Annotated in this window: 25 protein-coding genes; 23 read left to right on the top strand and 2 right to left on the bottom strand. The window is 39.2% G+C overall.

Annotated features, from left to right (window positions below; all coding sequences use genetic code 11):
* The first annotated feature begins 99 nt into the window (after positions 1-99).
* From murA to I6N95_RS13615, 3 genes are all read left to right on the top strand, one after another.
* Positions 100-1,362 carry a UDP-N-acetylglucosamine 1-carboxyvinyltransferase gene (gene murA / locus I6N95_RS13625; RefSeq protein ID WP_209528887.1) on the top strand — a complete coding sequence of 421 codons (1,263 nt, stop codon included), beginning with the start codon at positions 100-102 and terminating at the stop codon, positions 1,360-1,362.
* A gap of 102 nt (positions 1,363-1,464) precedes the next feature.
* Positions 1,465-2,757, top strand: coding sequence for a transcription termination factor Rho (gene rho, locus I6N95_RS13620; RefSeq protein ID WP_209528885.1), 1,293 nt, complete (start codon positions 1,465-1,467; stop codon positions 2,755-2,757).
* A gap of 98 nt (positions 2,758-2,855) precedes the next feature.
* Entirely contained in the window at positions 2,856-3,119 is a 264-nt protein-coding gene (locus tag I6N95_RS13615) for a type B 50S ribosomal protein L31 (protein WP_209528883.1), read from the top strand.
* A gap of 627 nt (positions 3,120-3,746) precedes the next feature.
* On the opposite strand, the gene I6N95_RS13610 is transcribed toward I6N95_RS13615, so the two are convergent.
* Entirely contained in the window at positions 3,747-4,469 is a 723-nt protein-coding gene (locus I6N95_RS13610) for an OmpA family protein (protein WP_209528881.1), read from the bottom strand.
* A 14-nt stretch (positions 4,470-4,483) separates the two neighbouring features.
* A complete protein-coding gene (motA, locus tag I6N95_RS13605) occupies positions 4,484-5,254 on the bottom strand; it encodes a flagellar motor stator protein MotA (protein WP_209528879.1) in 771 nt (256 codons plus the stop codon).
* Positions 5,255-5,698: 444 nt separating this feature from the next.
* Here motA and flgB point away from each other — a divergent pair, with 444 nt between their 5' ends.
* The 20 genes from flgB to flhA all read left to right on the top strand — a co-directional run bounded on the left by flgB (position 5,699) and on the right by flhA (position 21,789).
* Positions 5,699-6,091: a flagellar basal body rod protein FlgB gene (gene flgB, locus I6N95_RS13600; protein ID WP_209528877.1), complete on the top strand. Its 393-nt coding sequence runs from the start codon at positions 5,699-5,701 to the stop codon at positions 6,089-6,091.
* Positions 6,092-6,108: 17 nt separating this feature from the next.
* Positions 6,109-6,543, top strand: coding sequence for a flagellar basal body rod protein FlgC (gene flgC / locus I6N95_RS13595; protein ID WP_209528875.1), 435 nt, complete (start codon positions 6,109-6,111; stop codon positions 6,541-6,543).
* Between the two features lie 20 nt (positions 6,544-6,563).
* A complete protein-coding gene (gene fliE, locus I6N95_RS13590; protein WP_209528873.1) occupies positions 6,564-6,893 on the top strand; it encodes a flagellar hook-basal body complex protein FliE in 330 nt (109 codons plus the stop codon).
* Between the two features lie 24 nt (positions 6,894-6,917).
* On the top strand, positions 6,918-8,552 hold the full coding sequence (fliF, locus tag I6N95_RS13585) for a flagellar basal-body MS-ring/collar protein FliF (RefSeq protein ID WP_209528871.1): 1,635 nt from the start codon (positions 6,918-6,920) through the stop codon (positions 8,550-8,552).
* 8 nt (positions 8,553-8,560) lie between these two features.
* Positions 8,561-9,565 carry a flagellar motor switch protein FliG gene (gene fliG / locus I6N95_RS13580; RefSeq protein ID WP_209528869.1) on the top strand — a complete coding sequence of 335 codons (1,005 nt, stop codon included), beginning with the start codon at positions 8,561-8,563 and terminating at the stop codon, positions 9,563-9,565.
* Positions 9,549-10,367 carry a FliH/SctL family protein gene (locus I6N95_RS13575; RefSeq protein ID WP_209528867.1) on the top strand — a complete coding sequence of 273 codons (819 nt, stop codon included), beginning with the start codon at positions 9,549-9,551 and terminating at the stop codon, positions 10,365-10,367. Before fliG ends, I6N95_RS13575 begins: the two co-directional genes overlap by 17 nt.
* Before the next feature lie 12 nt (positions 10,368-10,379).
* Entirely contained in the window at positions 10,380-11,702 is a 1,323-nt protein-coding gene (fliI, locus tag I6N95_RS13570; RefSeq protein WP_209528865.1) for a flagellar protein export ATPase FliI, read from the top strand.
* A 23-nt stretch (positions 11,703-11,725) separates the two neighbouring features.
* Positions 11,726-12,160: a flagellar export protein FliJ gene (gene fliJ, locus I6N95_RS13565; protein ID WP_209528863.1), complete on the top strand. Its 435-nt coding sequence runs from the start codon at positions 11,726-11,728 to the stop codon at positions 12,158-12,160.
* 26 nt (positions 12,161-12,186) lie between these two features.
* Positions 12,187-13,605, top strand: coding sequence for a flagellar hook-length control protein FliK (locus I6N95_RS13560; protein ID WP_209528861.1), 1,419 nt, complete (start codon positions 12,187-12,189; stop codon positions 13,603-13,605).
* A 24-nt stretch (positions 13,606-13,629) separates the two neighbouring features.
* Positions 13,630-14,052, top strand: coding sequence for a flagellar hook capping FlgD N-terminal domain-containing protein (locus tag I6N95_RS13555; RefSeq protein WP_209528859.1), 423 nt, complete (start codon positions 13,630-13,632; stop codon positions 14,050-14,052).
* 232 nt (positions 14,053-14,284) lie between these two features.
* Positions 14,285-14,455 (top strand): hypothetical protein, encoded by a 171-nt coding sequence (locus tag I6N95_RS13550; protein ID WP_209528857.1) that lies wholly within the window; start codon positions 14,285-14,287, stop codon positions 14,453-14,455.
* A 90-nt stretch (positions 14,456-14,545) separates the two neighbouring features.
* The gene (locus I6N95_RS13545) at positions 14,546-15,448 is read left to right on the top strand and encodes a flagellar hook-basal body complex protein (protein WP_209528855.1); all 903 of its coding nucleotides are present in this window, start codon (positions 14,546-14,548) and stop codon (positions 15,446-15,448) included.
* Positions 15,449-15,482: 34 nt separating this feature from the next.
* Positions 15,483-15,719, top strand: a complete 237-nt coding sequence (locus I6N95_RS13540; protein ID WP_209528853.1) for a flagellar FlbD family protein — start codon at positions 15,483-15,485, stop codon at positions 15,717-15,719.
* A gap of 18 nt (positions 15,720-15,737) precedes the next feature.
* Entirely contained in the window at positions 15,738-16,235 is a 498-nt protein-coding gene (locus tag I6N95_RS13535; protein WP_209528851.1) for a flagellar basal body-associated FliL family protein, read from the top strand.
* Positions 16,236-16,327: 92 nt separating this feature from the next.
* Complete coding sequence (locus I6N95_RS13530; protein ID WP_209528849.1) at positions 16,328-16,702, top strand: flagellar biosynthetic protein FliO; 375 nt, start codon at positions 16,328-16,330, stop codon at positions 16,700-16,702.
* Complete coding sequence (gene fliP, locus I6N95_RS13525; RefSeq protein ID WP_209528847.1) at positions 16,699-17,445, top strand: flagellar type III secretion system pore protein FliP; 747 nt, start codon at positions 16,699-16,701, stop codon at positions 17,443-17,445. Before I6N95_RS13530 ends, fliP begins: the two co-directional genes overlap by 4 nt.
* 56 nt (positions 17,446-17,501) lie before the next feature.
* On the top strand, positions 17,502-17,765 hold the full coding sequence (gene fliQ / locus I6N95_RS13520) for a flagellar biosynthesis protein FliQ (RefSeq protein ID WP_209528845.1): 264 nt from the start codon (positions 17,502-17,504) through the stop codon (positions 17,763-17,765).
* A gap of 36 nt (positions 17,766-17,801) precedes the next feature.
* The gene (fliR, locus tag I6N95_RS13515) at positions 17,802-18,560 is read left to right on the top strand and encodes a flagellar biosynthetic protein FliR (protein WP_209528843.1); all 759 of its coding nucleotides are present in this window, start codon (positions 17,802-17,804) and stop codon (positions 18,558-18,560) included.
* Between the two features lie 10 nt (positions 18,561-18,570).
* On the top strand, positions 18,571-19,638 hold the full coding sequence (gene flhB, locus I6N95_RS13510; RefSeq protein WP_209528825.1) for a flagellar biosynthesis protein FlhB: 1,068 nt from the start codon (positions 18,571-18,573) through the stop codon (positions 19,636-19,638).
* Positions 19,639-19,698: 60 nt separating this feature from the next.
* Positions 19,699-21,789 (top strand): flagellar biosynthesis protein FlhA, encoded by a 2,091-nt coding sequence (flhA, locus tag I6N95_RS13505; protein WP_209528823.1) that lies wholly within the window; start codon positions 19,699-19,701, stop codon positions 21,787-21,789.
* The last annotated feature ends 30 nt before the right edge of the window (positions 21,790-21,819 follow it).

Below are 21,819 nucleotides of genomic sequence, written 5' to 3'. Positions count from 1 at the left end.
GGTAAAATGATGAGGATTAAAATGAAATACCTCAAATTAGATAATAAATAGTACAAGCTGCTTTTCAGTGGCTTTTTTAAGGAATGAGTGAAAGTATTAATGAAAAAATTTGTTATTAATGGTGGCCGTCCCCTTAGTGGTGAAGTCACAATAAATGGTGCTAAAAATAGTGCCGTTGCTTTAATCCCCGCTGCAATTCTTGCCGATTCCCCAGTTATCTTAGAGGGAGTTCCCGATATTAATGATGTGTATTCATTGAAAGAAATTCTTGAAATAATGGGAGTGAAAGTCACTTTTGCTGATAATCAGATGGTGATTGATCCAACTGAAATGGTTTCTGTGCCGATGCCCAATGGTAAAATCAATAGCTTGCGGGCATCTTATTATTTTATGGGGGCATTGTTGGGTAAATTTGGCGAAGGGGTTGTTGGGTTACCGGGTGGGTGTTTCTTAGGGCCGAGACCAATCGATCTGCACGTCAAAGGATTTGAAGCACTTGGTGCAAACGTAAAAACAGAACATGGTGCAACTTATTTACATACAAGTGAAACTGGTTTAAAAGGGACTCGTATTTTTATGGACATGGTATCAATCGGTGCAACGATTAATGTGATGCTTGCAGCGGTTAAAGCAGAAGGTCGAACAGTGATCGAAAATGCTGCTAGAGAACCTGAAATTATCGATGTGGCAACGTTGCTAAATAATATGGGAGCTAAAATTCGTGGAGCTGGTACAGATGAAATTCGGATTGATGGTGTTAAGGAACTACATGGCTGTCGCCATTCGATTATCCCTGATCGAATTGAAGCTGGTACTTATATTTCAATGGCAGCGGCAGTTGGCCAAGGGGTTCTAGTGAAAAACGTGATTCATGAGCATATCGAAAGTTTTATTTCAAAGCTTGAAGAAATGGGTGTGGATTTGGAGATTGGAGAAGATTCCGTTTTTGTTCATCCTGTTAAAGCGTTAAAACCAGTGGACGTTAAAACCTATCCTTATCCAGGGTTTGCGACGGATCTACAACAGCCTTTGACGCCACTATTATTGTTGGCCCAAGGGGAAAGTGTGGTTATGGACAGCATTTATCAAAAAAGGGTGAATCATATTCCAGAATTGGCTCGTATGGGAGCAGATGCCCGAATTGAAGGCAATATGATTCTTTTAAAGGGGCCAAATAAGTTGCAAGGTGCAGAGGTTGCCGCGAGTGATTTGAGAGCGGGTGCGTGTTTGGTGACGGCTGGTTTGATGGCAGAAGGTCAAACTAAAATTACCAATGTTGAATATATCTTACGGGGTTATGATTCAATTATTGAAAAATTAAGGGCTCTGGGTGCAGATATTTATATGGTAGAAGAAGATTAATGATCAATTTAGATGTTTTGAGCGACTCAATTCAAATTTAGAAGTGTCATGGTATTTAAATGGAGATAACTTTTTTTATTCAGGAAGTGAGGCAATAAATTGATGAAAGATTATTTAACAATGGGAGAACTGGAAAACAGTACTCTAAAAGAAATTTATACCTATGCCAAAAATTTTAAAATTCCTTATTACAGTCAGATGAACAAAAAGGAATTGTCCTTAGCTATTATACGGGCTCAAGCTGAGAAGCAAGGCTTTTTTATGATGGAAGGTGTTTTGGACATTATTTCGTCTGAAGGTTACGGCTTTTTACGGCCAATCAATTATTCAGCTAGTCAAGAAGACATTTATATTTCTTCTTCTCAAATTCGTCGTTTTGGATTGCGTAATGGTGATAAAGTGGCTGGAAAGGCCCGCCCTCCAAAGGAATCAGAACGTTATTATGGATTAATGCACGTAGAATCAGTGAATGGTAAAAATCCAGAAGAAGCGAAGGAGCGTCCGCATTTCCCTGCTATGACGGCTTTGTACCCTGATCGTCAACTGACATTGGCTACATCTAAAGGGCGCCTAAGCACTCGCATGATTGACATCTTTTCTCCTGTTGGTTTTGGACAGCGGGGATTGATTGTAGCACCACCTAAAGCAGGGAAAACGACTGTGCTAAAAGAAATTGCCAATGGAATCACTGAAAATCACCCTGAGGTGGAACTAATCGTCTTGCTAATCGATGAGCGTCCAGAAGAGGTGACGGACATTGAACGTAGCGTAAAAGCGGATGTAGTGTCCTCCACGTTCGATCTACAGCCGCAAAATCATACAAGAGTATCAGAGCTCGTTTTGGAACGTGCGATGCGTCTAGTAGAAGATAAGCGTGATGTTGTTATTTTAATGGACAGTATTACCCGGCTGGCTCGGGCCTATAACTTAGTTATTCCACCAAGTGGCCGAACACTGAGTGGCGGAATTGATCCAGCTGCTTTTTACAAACCTAAACGGTTTTTTGGGGCGGCTCGTAATATTGAAGAGGGTGGAAGTCTCACCATACTGGCCACTGCTTTAGTTGATACTGGAAGTCGAATGGACGATGTGATCTACGAGGAATTTAAAGGAACAGGAAATATGGAGTTACATTTATCTCGGGAACTTTCAGAGCGCCGTATTTTCCCAGCTATTGATGTTAAAAAATCAGGGACACGTAAAGAGGACTTGTTGATGGATTCTGCTCAATTAGATGAAATATGGAAATTGCGTCGTAATATGAAAGGCGATTCTTTAGAGTATACCGAGCAATTATTAAATTTCTTACGTCGTACAGATAATAATAAACAACTATTTGAGGCTTTTAGAGACGTTTCTTTTGGAAAAAATAATCAACAAAGAACAAAAAGATGATTGTCACTGAGGTAAAACTGTGATAATATAGAAATGTTGCAAAACTTAAAATCAACTCTGACTCAGCAAATGATTCAGGGCAAAGGAGAGACCTAAACATGAAAGAAAATATTCATCCAGATTACCAGCCAGTCGTTTTTATGGATTCAACAACAGGATTCAAATTCCTATCTGGTTCTACTAAAAAAACACAAGAAACAGTTGAATGGGAAGATGGTAACACTTATCCATTAATCCGTGTTGAAATCAGTTCTGATTCTCATCCATTTTATACTGGACGTCAAAAGTTTACACAAGCAGACGGCCGTGTGGATCGTTTCAACAAAAAATATGGTTTGGCAGACGAAAACGCCGAAAAATAAGCAATATGAAAAGCATCGCATTGGCGATGCTTTTTTTTGTATAAGCTGTTTTGGCTATAAATAGTCATCGAGCACTTGTTAAATTGAATTTAGTAAAGGGTCACGAATCAAGCGGTTCACTGCTTGACTGTATTATTAAATCAAGTGAGCTTAAGGAACCGTTCGAGAGGTCAAAGCGACCTTGACCTTAGGAACTCTGGGAAACACCATAGAAGCCCTTGGAAGAAGAACCGTAGCCTATCCAACAGTCTCTGATTGAAAGACAATGGCAGTATTCTCCTCATCTAAATGACGAGGGGAGAACGTAAATGGTTGTATTTTTATTGAGTTATTAATGAATAAGGACGCAATTAAATAGATTGATTGACATTCTGAGATTTCAGTAATGAGGGCGAAAAAGCATGTCGTAATTTAAGCTAAATGCCTAGTGATAGGAGGTATTTATGAGCTGTTTATTCGCCATAAGTATGAAAAAAGCTGTGATCATACGCAAGTCAGGAAAAAGACTTTTTTTGAATGGGAAGTGGCAAATCTCGCATCTCTGTATTTTGTTTTAATTAAATAACTTCTATTATATAACGAGAAATAAAGTGACAACTACCTGTCACTTTATTTCTTTTTTTATTGTTAATTTGAACGTGATTGATCTTTTCTGACCACGAAGATTTCAACTCTACGATTTTTTGCGCGGTTCTCAGCATTATTGTTAGGTACTTTTGGATTAAATTCGCCATATGCTTGAATGGAAATCTGATCTTCTTTAACAGCGTTGTTTTTTACTAGAAAGTCCATCACTTTAATTGCTCTAGCTGCACTTAGCTCCCAATTGGATGCGTATTTTTCAGTTTGGTTAGGGACATTATCTGTATAGCCCGCAATGATGAGGTCATTGTCCAACGTTTTCAAGGAGTCTGATATTTTGCTTACCAAGCTTTCGATATCAGCTGGAATTTCTGCACTGCCAGATGAAAAAAGAAGCCCACTTTTAATGGCAATTCGCAAACCGTCTTTTTCTAAGGCAATATCCACATCGTTAGCATGACCAGCTTCTGTTAGATCTTCTTTAATAGCATCGCCAGCCGAGACCATCTTATCTTCATCGGTCTGAGAGGAGGTAGGACTAGCAGATTGTTGTTTAGGATGAGCAGGCAAAATTCCACCGTTTCCACCACTATGTTCACCAGAGAGGATGATGTTAAATTGATCACTTAGAGCATCTAAACGTGTATCATCCACTTTTGCCATGGCAAACATGACAATAAAAAGGGCTAACAACAAGGTTAGCATGTCTGCGTAGGGTAAAAGCCAGCCTTCATCTACATGTTCTTCATGTTTATGTTTTCGTTTCATCTATACGTCAGTCCTTATTTTTTCTTTTCAGTTCGTTCTACAGGGTCAAGCATGCCTAATAATTTTCGCTCAATAGTGTTAGGGTTGTGTCCAGCTTGAATAGCCAGAATACCTTCTAGGGCAATTAACATATTTTTAACCTCATCTTCGGACTTTCGTGTTAAGCGTGTTCCAAATGGAATAAAGAGCACATAACCGAAGAAAATTCCATATAGGGTTGCGACAAATGCGGCTGAGATCATGTGTCCGAGTGCATCGATGTCATTCAAATTGCCTAAGGCACCAATCAAGCCAATAACTGCGCCAAGAACACCTAAAGTCGGTGCTGATGAACCGGCTGTTTTAAACATTGAGGCTCCAACACGATGTCGTTCTTCCAACGAAGCAATCTCATTTTCAAGAATTTCTTGAATTTGATCGGCGCTGACGCCATCTACTACCATCTCCATGCCATTCTTTAAAAAAGGTTGTTCTAAATTATCGACGGTAGATTCTAAGGACAGAATTCCCTCTTGCCGAGCTTTTTGAGCTAATCCCATTATCGTATTGACCAATTCAGTCGTTTCAGAATTGTTTTTATTTTTTAGTAAGATGCCAAAAATCTTAGGCAATCGCTTAATATCTCTGGCTGGAAAAGAATTCATCAGTGCTGCTAGTGTGCCTGCGCCGATGATAATTGCAGCGGCAGGATTGAGTAACACCATCGCATCGGCTCCTTTAACAATCATTCCGACAATAACCGATACAAATCCCATTATGACGCCTAAAAATAAAAATAAATCCATTTGTACTTCCCCTAATTTCTGTGTATTATTTAACGATTTCTCTACTGTCTAGATGTTAGACAAAATTCCTTCACATATTAAGTTATCGGCAAGTTTAAGGAATAGTTTAAGTGATTTCAGATTAGAATTTGATGAGAAAAAAACGTTTATGGTTTTAGACAAAAAAAGTTGATGATGTCAACGATATTGCTTTTTATTTGATAATTGTTGCGTATCGATAAGCAATTCTTGAAGAAACAAATGCCTATTTATTAAGCTATAATCCACTCTGTGTTTAATTTAAGTTAGATATTGGATTTTTGTTTATATTTTCACTTGTTATTTTATCCTGAAAACTTAAAGTAAAACAGCAGCAAAATGAGAAAATAATTAAAGGGGTTCCTAAGACATAGCGCATAGTGGATGCGTTTTATTTTGTGTTTGAATTCACTAGGAGGGAAGAAAATGAGTCAAAATAATTTAGACTTGTTACAAAAAGCGATGGATGCGGCAAGCACACGACAACGAACCATTTCGAACAATATCGCTAATGTAAATACAGCAGGTTATAAAGTTGAGCGTGTGGTGTTTGAAGATAAATTAAAGGATGCCTTGTCAATGAATGAGCTTAAGTTGGAGCGGACAAATGATAAACATTTAACTGCATCAGGAGAGGTGGCTGGTGCCATTGAACCAACTGTTCAAAAAAGAACGGATACCTCCATTAAGGAAAATGGGAATAACGTAGATATTGAGTTAGAGATGTCTGAAAAAGCGGTTAATGAGCTTTATTATAATACGTTAACTCGTCAAATGAACGGCGAGCTTTCATTGCTTAATTATGTGATTAGTCACTAAAATAGGGAGGGACGATAATGACGATTTTTGATTCTTTTAATATCAATGCTAGTGGCTTGGCATTGGAACGGCTAAAGCTAGATACTATTTCAACGAATATTGCTAATGTTAATACAACCCGCACAGCCGAAGGCGGACCATACCGGAAAAAAACAGTGGTATTTGAAGAAAGTTTAAAAACCAGCCAAGATCAATTAACAACGATGGGCGCTCAAAAGAGTTTTGGGGTGAAAGTAGTCGGTTTGGAAGACGACCAGACGTCTAATAACTGGTCGTATAACCCTACTCATCCAGATGCCGATGTCGATGGTTATGTAGAAGGATCGAATGTTAATTTAAGTGATGAAATGATCGACATGATGAACACGGTTAGAACTTATGAAGCAAATGTATCAGCTTTTGAAAGCAGTAAAAGCATGATGAAAAAAGCCTTGGAAATTACTAAAGATTGATGTGAGAAAAGGGGAAAGAAATGGATATTACCACAAATTACGCCCAAATGTTAACGGACTACCAAAATCAATTGCAATTGGTTACAGGTCCAGAATCAGGCAATAAAGAAGTCGACAGTCAGGGGGAGTCCACTTCTTTTGAGACGGTTTTTACAAATGCGTTGGATAAAATTGAGACGACGATGACTAAATCTAGCGCCAATATTCCTGATCTTATTACAGGAGATTTAGATAATTTACATACGATGATGATTGACATGACTGAAGCTCAATTGACGGTGCAAAGTGCCGTTCAAGTTAGAAATAAAGTGGTTGAAGCATACAATGACGTTAAAAATATGCAATTTTAAAGCAGTCAGAGGAGTTAGGTGAAAATGATAGATAAGCTACGAGAGCTTCAAGAACGAGCAGTCGGTGGTTGGAAAAACCTGAATACTGTCAAAAAAATCGGGCTGATATTGGTGACTCTCAGCGTTATCATCGTTATTTTATTGACAACATATATGGCGAAAAAGACAAATTATGTTGTGCTTTTTTCTGATCTTACAGAGGCAGAGTCTGGAGTGATTGTCCAAGATTTGGATGACAAGGCAATCAAGTACAAACTGGAAAATAATGGGACGAAAGTGTTGATTGACGAAACTCATCTGGATAAATTTAGAATTGATTTGGCTGTCGACAATAAGTTACCAAATAAATCGACTGGTTTTGAAATATTTGATGAAAAAAATATGATGGCAACGGACGAAGATCGAAAAATCATGTATCAACGAGCGGTAACTGGTGAGTTGCAGAGAGCGATAGAGGCCTTAGACTCAGTGGGAAAAGCGAAAGTTATGTTGGTCATTCCAGATAAGAGTATTTTCGAAAATAAGACAAAAGAAGCGAGTGCTTCCATCGTTCTAACATTAAAAACGAATCAGCAGCCATCAGAATCCACTATTCAAGGCATCGCCTCGCTAACATCTGGGGCTGTTGAAAATTTACCTGTGAAAAATATCAAAATTGTCGATGAACAAGGGACAGTCTTATCTGCTTTTCTTGATCAAGAAAATGGCGTTAACGTCACTGATTTAGCGAGTAAATATCAAGTATTGAAGCAAGCGTTCGAGCGTAATTTGGAAGAGAAAACGACGAGTCTCTTAGAAACTGTTTTTGAACCTGGCAAAGTCAAATTGATCATAAATGTTGAATTGGATTTTGATTCGATTGAGAAGACAACTGTGACATATGGTGATACTAAAATCCGGAGTGAAAATGTTCAAGCGACTGGTGGCACGATTAATCAGGAGCAAGTTCAAGGAGGCAATGTGACGGACAATGTGACAAATGTCGTTGGAGATAATGCCGATCAGAACAGTAAGAGCTTTAATCGCAGTGTGAACAATGAGGTGGACACTGAAACTACCAAAGTATTAAATGCTCCAGGAGTCATCAAGAAAGTCAGTGCGTCAGTGTTAATCAATGAAAACTTAACACCAGTAGAAAGCACTCAATTAGATGCTTTGGTCAAATCGGCTATTGGATTTGAAGAAACGAGGGGAGACGCCATTGCGATTCAAGGAATGAAATTTGCTAGTGAGTCTGTACCGGAAGAGATAACGGCAACTGACAAACTTAGTCGGTCGATCTTCCAATCGATAAAAGATAACCTTATTTGGTTGGCGCTAATTTTAGGCCTGTTACTTACTGGGATAGTAGTAGTGAGCTTATTGAGAAAGCGTCGACGTGACAAACTTGAGGAGCAACTTGATGTGGAGCAAATGATGGCTGAACCAATCAAAGATAACCAGCCACACGATCAAATGGAACCTGCGGAAAATGAGGGGATTAAGCAAGTGGTAAAAGAGATTGAAACACGTCAGTCTCTTGCTAATCAGGAAGTCGATTTTGAAGCTCAGCGATTGTCTCGAATCAGCGATGAAAAAGAACAACAAGCCAAGAAATATGCAAAAGATAATCCAGATTTAGCAGCTGAATTAATCAAAGTTTGGATGAAAGATAAGTAGGTGAATCAATGGAAAATGTAGACGGCGTTAGAAAAGCAGCACTTTTATTGATTTCACTTGGTTCAGAAACGGCTGCTCAGATCATGAAATTATTACCTGAGAAATACATTCAAAAAGTGAGTTATGAAATAGCGAATATTGATTATGTTCATCCCGATGATCGAGAAGAAGTCATCAATGAATTTGTCCAGATGTCGACTGCTCGTAAACATGTGATTGATGGTGGGATAGACTATGCTATTGACTTGTTAAACAAAGCTTTAGGAGCTCAAAAGGCTAAAGAGGTGATCGGTGTTCTCAATCAGATTCAACTGCGTGAGCGACCGTTTAATATTGCTCGTAAAGCTGATACTCAGCAGTTGACTAATTTATTATTAGGGGAGCATCCGCAAACAGTCGCCTTGATTTTATGTTACATGCAACCAGATAAAGCTGCTCAGATATTAGCCCAATTTCCTGATAATCGTCAGGCGGAAATAGCTGAAAAAATTGGGACTATTTCAAGTACTTCACCGATTATTATCGAGAAAATCGAGAAGGTGATAGAAAATAAATTTTCTAACTTTGTTGAAAACGACACAGAGAATGTCGGAGGTGTTAATACTCTGGTAGAGATTCTCAATTCTGTTGGTCGAAGTACTGAGAAAAACATCATCAATGATTTAGAAAAAAGACAGCCAGAATTATCAGAAGAAATTAAGGCCAATCTCTTTACCTTTGAAGATATTGTTGGACTTGAAAAATCTGATGTCCAAAAAGTCTTGCGTGATGTCCAGCATGATGTCTTAGTTTTAGCGCTTAAAGGTGCGTCTGAGGGGATCAAGGAGTTCATCTATAGCAACCAAAGTTCTCGTTCGGTGGAGATGTTGAAAGAAGATTTACAATTCTTGGGACCTGCTCGTTTGTCGGCGGTTGAAGAAGCGCAACAAAATATTGTAGCGGTGATTCGTCGCTTGGATGAAGAAGGTGAAATCTATATCGGAAGAGGCGATCAGGATGCGGTTATCTCGTAGTCTTTATAAAGGTTCCGAAGTTGATCAGTCATGTGAGAATAAGGTGATAGTCACTGATTATCATCCTCCTAGGGAATCTAAAATTAGCGGGATTCCGTCAACTTCTGAGATGAAACGGTTGGAGCATGATTTCTTTCAGCAACAAGCTCAACAAGTAGAGAGACTGGCTCAAGAAGAAGACGATCGGCGAGAGCAGTTTACCAAGGAATTAGAGCAAGAGAAATTGTCATTTTTAACAGAATTAAACACGTTGAAAAGACGAGTCTTGGATCAAGCTCAAGTCGATGGTGAAGGGTTAAAGCAACTAGCACATGAGGAAGGCTTGCGAATTGGCCAAGAAGATGGCTACCAATCGGGCTACGAGTCGGGATATCAAGCGGGAATAGAATCAGTTGCTCAATTAAAAGAACAAGCTATCAGCCTTTTTAAAGCGGCGGAGCAGTCTGTTTTTGAGTATCAAAAAGAGAAACAAAGCGAACTGTTGCAACTGGCTGTTTCAATGGCTAAAAATATTATTCATCAAGAAATTGCTCAGTCTTCTGATCAGTTGTATCTGTTATTAGGACCTTTGCTGAATCAAATTAATAAAATGGATAATTTTATTACGATTTTTGTTGGAAAAAATCGTCAGGAAGTTGTTCAACAGAAAATGGAAGAATTGCGAAAAGAACAACCCGTGATGAAGTATGCTGTTTTAGTGGATGAAAGCTTGCCTTTAGATGGATGTGTCATTGAAACGGATTATGAAGTTCTTGATCTAGGAATTCAACAACAGTTGGAAGCCATGATTCGTGATTTTTAAGGAGCTAATAAGATGGAACTAAATTTATCGTTTGCCGACTATCAAGAGAAACTGGCTAAGCGAAGCTATCATCAGAAGTTTGGTAAGGTGACCCAAGTGGTCGGACTGATTATTAAAGTGGAAGGGTTAAGTGTTTTTGTTGGTGAAGTGTGTGAAATCGAAATTGCAAAAACCAATAAAACGGTGTTGACTGAAGTGGTCGGTTTTATTGACAAGACGGTCTTGTTGATGCCTATGGATGAGTTAGTTGGGATTGGTCCAGGTTGCTTGGTTAAACCGACTGGACGTTCGCTAAAGATTGAGATCAGTGACAAATTATTAGGCCAAACACTTGATGGACTAGGTCGCGTGTTGACTTCGGATCAGGCTGTTGAGGGTGAATTTTACGATGTGAATCGAATGTCACCAGATCCCTTTACTCGACGAAAAATTGAAACCGTGATGAGCACCGGTGTGCGAGCTATTGATGGGGTTCTGACGGTGGGCGAAGGCCAACGAATGGGGATTTTTGCCGGTAGTGGTGTTGGGAAAAGCACGTTGTTAGGTATGTTAGCCCGTTATTGTGAAGCTGATGTGATTGTGATTGGGTTGATCGGGGAACGCGGTCGAGAAGTGATGGAATTTATTGAGAATGATCTGGGGATGGAAGGATATAAAAAATCAGTGATAGTTTGTGCTACGTCTGATCAGCCTCCCTTAGTTCGTTTAAAAGGTGCTTTTGTGGCGACGGCAATTGCTGAATATTTTCGCGATCAAGGTAAAAAAGTTATTTTGATGATGGATTCTGTGACACGTTTTGCCATGGCTCAGCGTGAAATTGGGTTGGCGACTGGCGAACCACCGACCACAAAAGGGTATACACCTTCTGTTTTCACGATGTTACCTAAGTTGTTAGAACGTAGTGGGATGGCTCAAACTGGCTCCATCACCGCTTTCTATACGGTTCTTGTTGAAGGGGATGATATGAATGAGCCGATTGCAGATGCTGTTCGTGGGATTCTTGATGGGCATATTATTTTATCACGGAAAATTGCGTCGGAAAATCATTATCCGGCAATTGATATTCAACAAAGTCTTAGTCGTTTGATGAAAGGCATTGTAAGTCAAGAGCACCATCAGCAAGCAGGTGAACTAAAAGAAAATATGGCCATTTATGCTGAAGCAAAGGATTTGATTGATATCGGTGCTTATAAGCTGGGCAGTAACCCAAATATTGATCGCTCGTTGGATTTACATGAAGGGATTAAAGGGTTTTTACGACAGAAAGTTGATGAACCGACCACTTTTAGTGAAACGGTTATACGCTTAGAACAACTTTTTGAAGATAAGTGGTAGGGAATTGGAAATGAGGGAAAGTAGTGGGCAAGTATCAATTTAGCATGGCAAAAGTTCTTAATTGGCGTGAAGCTCAAGAAGAATTTGCCAAGAAGAACTTTATGCAAAAACGATTTGAACAGATGGAACAGGAAGCCATTTTAGCAGAGATAGTCGCGGCTAGTCGGGAGTTGAAAGTGTCAACTACTAATTTTATAAACGTCAATACTTTGAGACAACAGCATCTGTATAAAAATTATTTGGATGAACAAATCGTCTTGCAAAAGCGGGCACTTGAAAAAGTCAATCATGAAACTGAGGCGGAACGACAAGTCTTAATCGGCGCTCAACAAGATCGGAAAATATTAGAGAAGTTAAAAGAACGGCAATATGAAGCTTATGCCAAAGAAGAAAAGCGTCAGGAACAGAAGGATCTTGATGAGATGGGAACTTTGCGTTTTCAATCGTCAGTGAGTTAAGGACTGTCTGTGAAAGGTGGTGAAAAATGGAAGTTCAAGGAATTGAAGCGGTTGTAGACGTCTCGATTGCTGAAAAGGTCCAAGTGGATCAACAACAATTTGAGTCATCATTGATTTCAGCGATAAAAGGACATGCAGTGAGTGAAACAAGGGAAGATATTCATGAGTCAAGCGGACTTGTTGAGGAGTGTGTCGGGGAAGAATCAGAGCAGCCGGAAATAGCTGAATCGACCCTACCAAAATATAAAGAAAACAAGGATGAAGCCAGTGAGTTAATGATACTTCCGTACACGCTTAATCTGGGGGGAAATCAATTACCGGAGCAAGTTACGACAGCTTTATCTGCGACAAGTAAGGGGACTTCAGTTTCGCCGACAATTGAAAGTGAAGGAACGGTTAGCGATCTGATAGCTATACCGGAAGAGATCGTGGTTCAAAATGCAGTTGAGGAAAAGATTAGACCCGCTAACCAATCTCAGTTAGCAGAGGTTTCACTTGGCATGAATGCCAGCCTGAGGGAGCAAAGTGATGGGCTAGAGTCAATTCGACATGTTCGTGATGGGACTGTTACGTTTTTTCAGACTGATCTTAACGTTCAGGAGAAGGAACCAACGGCTTTATTGGTCGATGAAATGCCCGTTGAAATGCCCGCTGAAAAGTCAGAGTTCGGCGATATTGTAAAAGGAGTTATGAGACCAACGGAAGACGTTGTGACTGAAGAAAAAAACAACGGCGTCGATCAGAATAAATTGAGAAATAAGCAGTCAATATCTCGAGAAGTTGATTTCGTTGAAATGGAACAAGTCGAGGGGGAGCTGTTTCAAGTGGCTGAGCCTTCGGTTGAAGTGAAACCGACGCTCCCATTAGAAGCAGAGCCAGTTGTGACCAATAACAATTTAGATATCACAACAGAACCAGTTCCCTCAGCGGTGGGCCAGTCACTAACAACAAGCAAAGCGACTGATCAACCGTTGTTAGCTCAGAAAATGTCTCAAACGCCGTCGCCTGAAGTAGTTAAGGATTTCCAGGATCAAAATATGCCAAGACTAGCCGAGACCTTGACTCAATTAGGTAAGAGTGGTCAAGAAGTTTTCAAATTGACATTGCAGCCTGAAAAATTGGGACAGCTAGAGATTTTAGTCAAATTTGAAGAAGGGAAAATTTCAGCAAAATTTTTAGTCGGAAGTGAGGGCGTTAGGGAGTTAGTTGAAACCTGTTTGCCTCTGTTGGAGCAAAACTTGGCCAAGCAGCAGATAGTAGTGAATAAGGTTGATGTTGCCTTACAAAACACAAATTCCAACACCTTTGATTTTAATGGTCATTTTGAACAACAGCAGCACGCCCATCAGCAACGTGGTAAATCAATTCGGCAAAGCTCTCACTATGAAGCAAAGCAACTTGAGGTGGTGAATGATTTAGCAGATCGAGTTGACATTTTAGTTTAAGCTAAATCAGATAGGAGGGGTCAGATGACCGAAATAAGTTCCCAAATGCCTATGGGAAGAAGCAGCGTATCGTCAAGTGCAAAAAGCCAAAATTCCAGTGGTATTGATATGAATGACTTTTTAAAAATCTTAGCGGCATCGATGAGCAATCCTTCATTAGGAGGGGAAAGTGGCGGTAGTAGCGGGGGAACGGATTATATTTCTCAATTGGTCCAATTTACTACTTTAGAGCAGATTCAAACCTTGAGTTCCAATGTCGAATACACGATGATGATGACTCAGCAACAACAAGCAATCAGCATGATTGGCAAGGAAGTCAAAGTTATGGATGGTGATAAGACAGTCTCTGGTAAGATTGATAAAGTGAAATTTGCCACAGGTTTTGCGACTATCGAAGTTAATGGCAAGGATTACTTGATGAGTAATATTTTAGAATTAGGCATGTAAACCGCGAAGGATCAGCGGTATCCTATGTGACAGGATGATTGTCTGTCAATTACCTCAGAAGCAATTGGTGAGGGGAGAGGTTGGGAAGAGTGTTCCACACCATTTCCTAACCTGCTAAAAGACCTATGTTTGAACGAAATATCCAGTTAGATACATCATGTTAAATAATCAGACAGATAGTTCCATTGGATTATTTAATAGGAACTATATAGGTGAAAGAGATAAAAAGACATTGTCTCAAGTTATCACTGAGATGATCTTAAAAGGTAGTCGTGATTGTTTGATAGTTTATAAGGAAACAGGATTTATTACGAGCTTGATGCAACGAACCATTGTGACGGTTGTGGATCATTTGGAATTAAAGGATGTCACCAATATTGACAGTATCAATTTCTTTAGCTAGCAGCTGGACTGACAAGAGGCTGTGATTCTGTGGAATGACTGAAGCAGAACCAATGACAGAAAATAAAAAAGTTAAATCAGGAGGAAAAAAATGCTTAAATCACTTTATTCAGGAGTTAGTGGGATGAAAAGCCTGCAGACAAAGATGGATGTTGTTTCAAATAATATTGCCAACGTTAATACTGTCGGCTTTAAGGCCGGCCGAGTTCGCTTTCAGGATTTAATGAGTCAAACGGCGGCAAATGCTCAGGGACCAACAGCAAATGGAATGGGCGGGGTTAATGCTCGACAAGTTGGTCTAGGGGTTAAAGTGGGGTCAATCGATACAATGATGGAAAATGGGACACCTCAACCGACAGGTCGTGCCTTAGATTTTGCCTTAGACGGCAGTGGCTTTTTTATCTTACAAAAAGGTGGCGATGATCAAACCAAATACTACACTCGAGATGGCGGATTTGTTCTTGATAATAATGGTACCTTAACAAACGCTGACGGTTATAAGGTGATGGGGCGTGGAACAGTAGGGGGTAATCCAGTTGAAAATGATAAAGACTTTGATCCGAATACTGATTTAACTAATAATGATCAGATAGGTCCGATTGAAATTAAGAATAAACTGACCGTAAACGGCAAAGAATTAGATTTGGTAAATTACAGTATTGATTCGACTGGCCTAGTGACAGGAAAGTACAGTGATGATAATTCCTATGTGATTGGTCAGATTTCAGTGGCGACATTTTCAAATGCTGATGGTTTAGAAAAAATGGGTGGTAATAATTATGCACAAACAGCTAATTCAGGTGAACCAGTTGTTGTCACTGCTGGAACAGAAGGTTCAGGAAGGTTGGTTCAAGGGTCATTGGAAGGTTCTAATGTAGATTTAGCAAATGAGTTTACGGAGATGATTATTGCCAGCCGGGCTTATCAGGCAAATTCAAGAAGCATTTCCACTTCAGATGAAATGCTACAAGAATTGATTAATTTAAAACGATAGTTAAGTAGAAACGCTAAAAAAGGGAGTGGCTGAGATGATTAAATTAACGACCATGAACCAACAAGTTTTTTTCTTAAATAGCACCCTGATTTATCGAATAGAAGCATCTCCAGATACTGTGATTACGCTAGTTGATGGGAAAACACTTATGGTTCGAGAGACGCCTGAACGGGTGGTTGAGTTAGTGTTAACTTTTCAACAAGCGGTTCATAGCAACCCGCCAAGAGCGTTAATCAGTAAAGCTAATCAGGGAGAAAATGAAAGCAATTGAACTGGGAGGTGCAAGTAAATGGCTGAAAAAATCGATGAACAACATGATAAACCTAAAAAGCGTAATAAAACGATGTTACTCGTGATCGCAGTTTTGATTATTGCGATTGGTGGCGGTGCAGTGGGAACTTTTATTGGCAATTATTTTTCTAATCAAGTGCATGGGAAAGAAGTGCCAGAAGAGGTAGATCAAAAGTTTAGTGAACATGAGGTGTCAGTGCCTTTAGACGAATTTTTGGTGAACTTGGCTAAAAGCAAAAACAATGAGATGCCTTACATTAAGGTTCAGCTTTCGCTGATGGTCTCAAGTGAAAAAAATGCAGAAGTCATTGCCACAAGTAAAGATTTAATCCGAGACAGCATTATTAACACCCTTCGCCAAAAAGAGGCGGAAAGTATTCTTCACGAAAAAAATGGGGTTGATAATTTGAAACAGGAGATTAAAGAACAGGTTAACAAAGATTATGGCTCAGCTTTAGTTCGTGAGGTGTTTATTACGAATTTGGTTATCCAGTAGGAGGATACTGGGCAGAGTGGTGTAACATTAGTTAGCCTGGTAATTTGCCAGCTTGTACATATCGAGGCGCAACAGTTAAGGAGGTCGCTGGAATGAGTGGTTTGATCTATTTAATAAAAAGTATTTTCTTTCTTTTTGCCATCATCTTACTAGCGAATTATGTATTGAAGTATCTAAATCGTTATGTGACAAAAAATAGTAAGAATATTCAGGTCATTGAAAAAATGCCGATTAATAAGGACTCATCCCTTAGTATTGTCTGTATTTGTGGCAGTTACTACTTGATGAGTTTTACCCATGATAAAAATGAAATTATTAAAGAGCTCAGCGAAGCAGATACCCGTGAGATTCAAGTAAGACAAGCTGAGGAGCGGGCACTTCAACTGGAAAAGAGTGACGAGTATCAACAGTTAAGTCACAAACTTCTCAAGGTGATAACATCGTCAGGGAAGAGGAAAAAACTGTGAAGTTAAAGTTAAGTGGTCTGCTTTTGATTCTGGGGTTATTAGGGTGGGGGCAGCAAGTTTTAGCAGTAGATGTGGATGAAATAACAGATACAGTGACTAAATTAGCTGGTAATAACAGCAGTCCAGATACAATTAAGATGTTTGTTTTAATGACCGTTTTAACATTAATTCCCACGTTGTTAATTTTAACTACCTCCTTTACCCGTATTATTATGGTTTTATCTTTTGTAAGAAGTTCCCTGGGAACACAGCAGACGCCGCCGAATCAGGTACTGATTGGCATTGCTTTGTTTCTAACCTTTTTTATCATGCAACCTGTATATACTGAGATTAACAATGTGGCAATACAGCCTTTAATGAAGGATGAGATTAGCCAATCTCAAGCTATAGGGCTTGCTGAAAAACCGATGAAAACATTTATGTTAAAAGAGACCAGAGAAAAAGATTTAGAGTTGTTTTTGAAAAATTCCGGCAAAGATCAAGTCAAGGAACCAGAGGATCTGGCATTAACAGTAATTATTCCGGCTTTTTTGATCAGTGAGTTGCGGACGGCCTTTAGTATTGGTTTTTTAATTTTTATTCCTTTTTTAATTATTGACATGGCGGTTTCCAGCATTTTGATGTCTATGGGAATGTTTATGTTATCCCCGGTGATGATCTCTTTACCTTTCAAATTATTGCTATTTGTGTTGGTAGATGGTTGGTATCTTGTGGTTGAATCCTTAGTAAGAGGGTTTCATTAACCACAATGATCTTAAAGCTATGTTAATAAAATCAAACACTGTAAGAGGGGAAACAGATGACAGTACAAATAGTCTTAGATGTAATTGGTGAGGCATTTTTAAAGATCATTATGATAGCCGGACCAGTGTTAGCAGTTGCCATGGTTGTTGGTTTGCTGGTTAGTATTTTGCAAGCGACTACTCAGATTCAGGAACAAACATTGAGTTTTGTCCCCAAATTAATTGCGGTGTTTTTAACTTTAATTTTTGTCGGAAATTTTATGCTGAATACCCTAGTAGAATTTACTAAGTCAATTTTTAAATTGATTGCCACGTTATAGTGAATTGAGAAATTAGCGTTTGAAGAAGGTGGTTTAGTGTCAGAAAAATTAATTGACTTATTGCTGATATTTAGTCGGATAACGGCCTTTATAGTTGTTTCACCGGGTTTTTCTTTTAAAAGTATGCCAACTATAGCGAAAGTCATGTTAGCAGTGGCGTTTACAATGTCAGTCAACGGCTTAAGTGAACAAGTGGTGATGGTAGAAAATTTATATGTGTTACTTTTTTATGTGATTAGAGAAGTCTTGATCGGCTTAGCAATGGGATTTGTAACACAGTTGATTTTTACTGGAATTGAGATTGCCGGACAGTTAATTGATTTTCAAGTAGGATTTTCTATGGGGTCAATTTATGATCCTGCTACTGGGGTTCATGCGTCAAATTATGGTCGTCTTTATTATTGGCTGGCGCTGAGTATTTTCTTTTTTACTGATATGCACCATATGGTAATCCAAGGTTTGCTTGACTCGTTTAAGTTAATTCCAATCGGTACAGCAACACTGACCGGCATGAGTGTGGAGGGAGTTGTTCATTTATTTTCGGAGGTTTTTCGAATAGGTTTAGTTTTAGGAGCACCGATGATTGTAGTGGCGTTAATTGTTGATATTGTCTTGGGAATTATTTCTCGCAGTGTCCCACAAATTAATGTTTTGATGTTAGGGATGCCATTAAAAATTTTAGTTAGTTTCTTTTTTATGATGATGTTGTTACCTAATGTTGTCCAATCAATTACTCATATGATGCCAAAAATTGGCGAGTATTTACATGAATTTGTTGAATCTCTGATTAAGTGAGGTGTGGTAAGTGGCGGATAAAGATGGCAAAACCGAAAAGCCCACCCCAAAACGTTTGCGGGATGCTAGGCAAAAAGGGGAGTTAACCAAAAGTCCGGAACTAACTTCAGCAGTTACTTTTGTGGTCTTTGCGGTGATGATCGTCCCTTTGTGGGAATTCGTGACCAAGCAATCTTTTAAGCTTTTGGAGAGTCATTTTTCTAAAGGTTATGATCTGCTAAAACTAGAAAATAACTTAGGTGCAATAGGTCTTCAGAGTATGTTAGCCTTGCTCCTAATGATCGCGCCTTTTCTGGTTATAGGATTCCTCAGTGCTTGGCTGGTGAGTCTTGGCCAAGTAGGGTTCTTGTTGACGGGCAAACCTTTAAAACCAGATTTTAAGCGATTGAATCCGATCAGTGGATTTAAAAATATTTTTAGCTCAAAAGCGATGTTTGGTCTAGTAAAAAATATCTGCAAATTAGTGATTATTTTTTATTTGACGTTAAATGAGATTACAGAAGTTCTGACAGAGTTTCTCAATATTGGGAATTACGGAGTTGAACGTTTATTGCCATTCATTTTAGCCTTTATTCGAACCTTGAGTTTGAAAATTGCGTTTGTTTTATCTGTGTTAGGGATTATTGATTACATCTATCAGCGATTTATGTTCCGCAAAAATTTGCGAATGTCTAAACAAGATATTAAAGACGAGTATAAGGAGCAAGAAGGGGATCCTCATGTTAAATCACAGCGCAGGGGGATGTACCAGCAGATGGTAAGCGGCATGATGGCAAATGTTAAAGATGCCACCGTTGTCTTAACCAATCCCACTCATTTAGCAGTCGCAATTCGCTATGAAAAAAGCCGTGATAGTGCGCCGGTTGTGATTGCAAAAGGTGCCGACTTTCTCGCTCAAAAGATTCGCGAAGAAGCTAAAGGTCACAGGATTCCATTGATTGAGAATAAACCTGTTGCTAGGGCACTTTATAAGGCGACCAATGTAGGGGACCCGATACCGATTGAAATGTATGAAACGATGGCTGAAATTTTGGCCCTCGTTTATCAAATGAATGAGGCAAGTAAACATAAAATATAGCTAGTTATTCAATCGGTCAATTGTCGATGATTGTTAACTATTGACGTAAAGAGGGGTAACATGGGAAGTGTTTTTTCTAAAAATAAAGCAAAATCGATTAATTATTCAGATGTTATTGTCTCATTTATCGTCGTTGCGGTGATCGGATTAATTATCATCCCTTTGCCTAGCAGTATCTTGGATTTTTTGCTGATTGTCAATATTACTATCGGCATTAACGTATTACTGATTACGTTGTTTACGAAAAATGTGTTGGAATTTTCCACCTTTCCCACACTGTTATTAATTACAACGATGTTCCGATTAGGGTTGAATATTTCCTCTACTCGCCTGGTTTTGACGAAGGGCTCAGCTGGACACGTGATTGATGCCTTTGCTAATGTGGTCGCGGGAAATAATTATATCGTGGGTGCGGTGATTTTCGTGATTATTACAATCGTACAAATTGTCGTTGTTACCAATGGTGCCAGTCGGGTATCAGAAGTATCCGCCCGTTTTACTTTGGATGCCATGCCTGGTAAGCAGATGGCTATTGATGCGGATTTAAACGCTGGGATTATCAGCGAAGAAGAGGCGAAAAAACGTCGAAAAGATCTTCAGCGGGAAGCCAGTTTTTTTGGCGCGATGGATGGTGCCAGTAAATTTGTTAAAGGGGATGCCATTGCTGGCATCATTATTACGCTGATCAATTTAATTGGCGGCATATTAATTTTTTCAATGGGTCAAGGGATGGGCGTCGTTGAGGCTTTGGACAAATTTGGCAAGCTGTCGATCGGCGATGGTTTAGTTAGTCAGATCCCTTCTTTGTTGATTTCCGTTTCTTCTGGGATCATCGTCACTCGTTCCGATGATAATAATACCTTTGGTGATGCAATTAAAACTGATTTGTTCCGCAGTCCAATGATTTCTTATATTGTCGCCACAGTACTGCTCATGATTTCCTTAGTGCCAGGGTTTCCTAAATTGCCCTTTTTTATTGTGTCAGCCGTCTTTGGGACGATTGGTTACCGCATGAAAGCCCAAGAAAAAAATGAAGAGCAGCGTTTAATTGAACAACGTCAAGCCTTAACCTTGATGCAAAAGGAGAAAGAGTTGGAGGAGGAAGACAGTGTGTCGTCCTTCCAAGTTGAGCCAATTTCGATTGAAATTGGTTATGCCTTGATCTCTATGACGGATGAGAGTTTGGATAACAGTTTGATGAAACAAATTATTAATATTCGGAAACAGTGTGCTCATGAATTAGGCGTCCTGTTAACACCAATTCGAATTCGCGATAATTTGCAACTAAATCCCAACGATTATTGCATCAAAATAAAAGGAAATGAAGTGGGGAGAGGGGATATCTATCCTCAGAAATATATGATCATTAACCCTGAGAACGAGCAGTTGGCCTTTAATGGGATTCCAACGAAAGAACCAGCCTTCGGTTTGGATGCTTTGTGGATAGATGAACAGGATCGTGAGTTAGCTGATTTACAAGGAGCCACACTGGTTGAACCTGTCACGGTGATTGCAACCCATCTCAAAGAAGTCATCTACAGCAACACCGCTGAACTTTTAGGACGTCAAGAAGTCAAACATTTACTGGAAGGTATTAAAGATAAATATAATGTGGTGATCGATGAACTGATTCCTGAGATTATGCGATTAGGGGAGGTTCAAAAAGTTTTGCAAAACTTATTGAAAGAACAGATTCCCATCAATGATTTGGTGACTATTTTGGAAACCTTAGCCGATTTTGGCACTACCACAAAAGATTCAGAAGTTTTGACAGAACACGTTCGCCAATCACTGAAACGAACAATAGTCAAACAGTACTTAGGGAATGACCATACATTACGAGTGATCACTCTGCATCCAGAGGTAGAGGAGCTAGTATCGAAAAGTATTCAGAAAACCACCACAGGCTCCATTCCAATATTGAAACCAGAGATCATCACCAAAATTTTTGATAGTTTAAGTCGCTCGCATCACCAATTAGTTGGAGAAAATGTGACACATGTGATCTTAGCTTCACCCAATATGCGCTTAATTTTTAGAAAGCTAATTTCGTATAATTTTCCAGATTTAGCTGTGTTGTCTCTCAATGAGATTCCTAACGAAGTGGCAATAGAAACCGTGGGGATGGTCTCTTTAGATCAAGATGAATAACTGTAATGAATAGAAGATGGAGGGGCTAGT

The sequence above is a fragment of the Vagococcus allomyrinae genome (assembly GCF_017829975.1).
Taxonomy (GTDB): domain Bacteria; phylum Bacillota; class Bacilli; order Lactobacillales; family Vagococcaceae; genus Vagococcus_D; species Vagococcus_D allomyrinae.
This window is presented reverse-complemented; position numbering and strand designations above follow the sequence as displayed.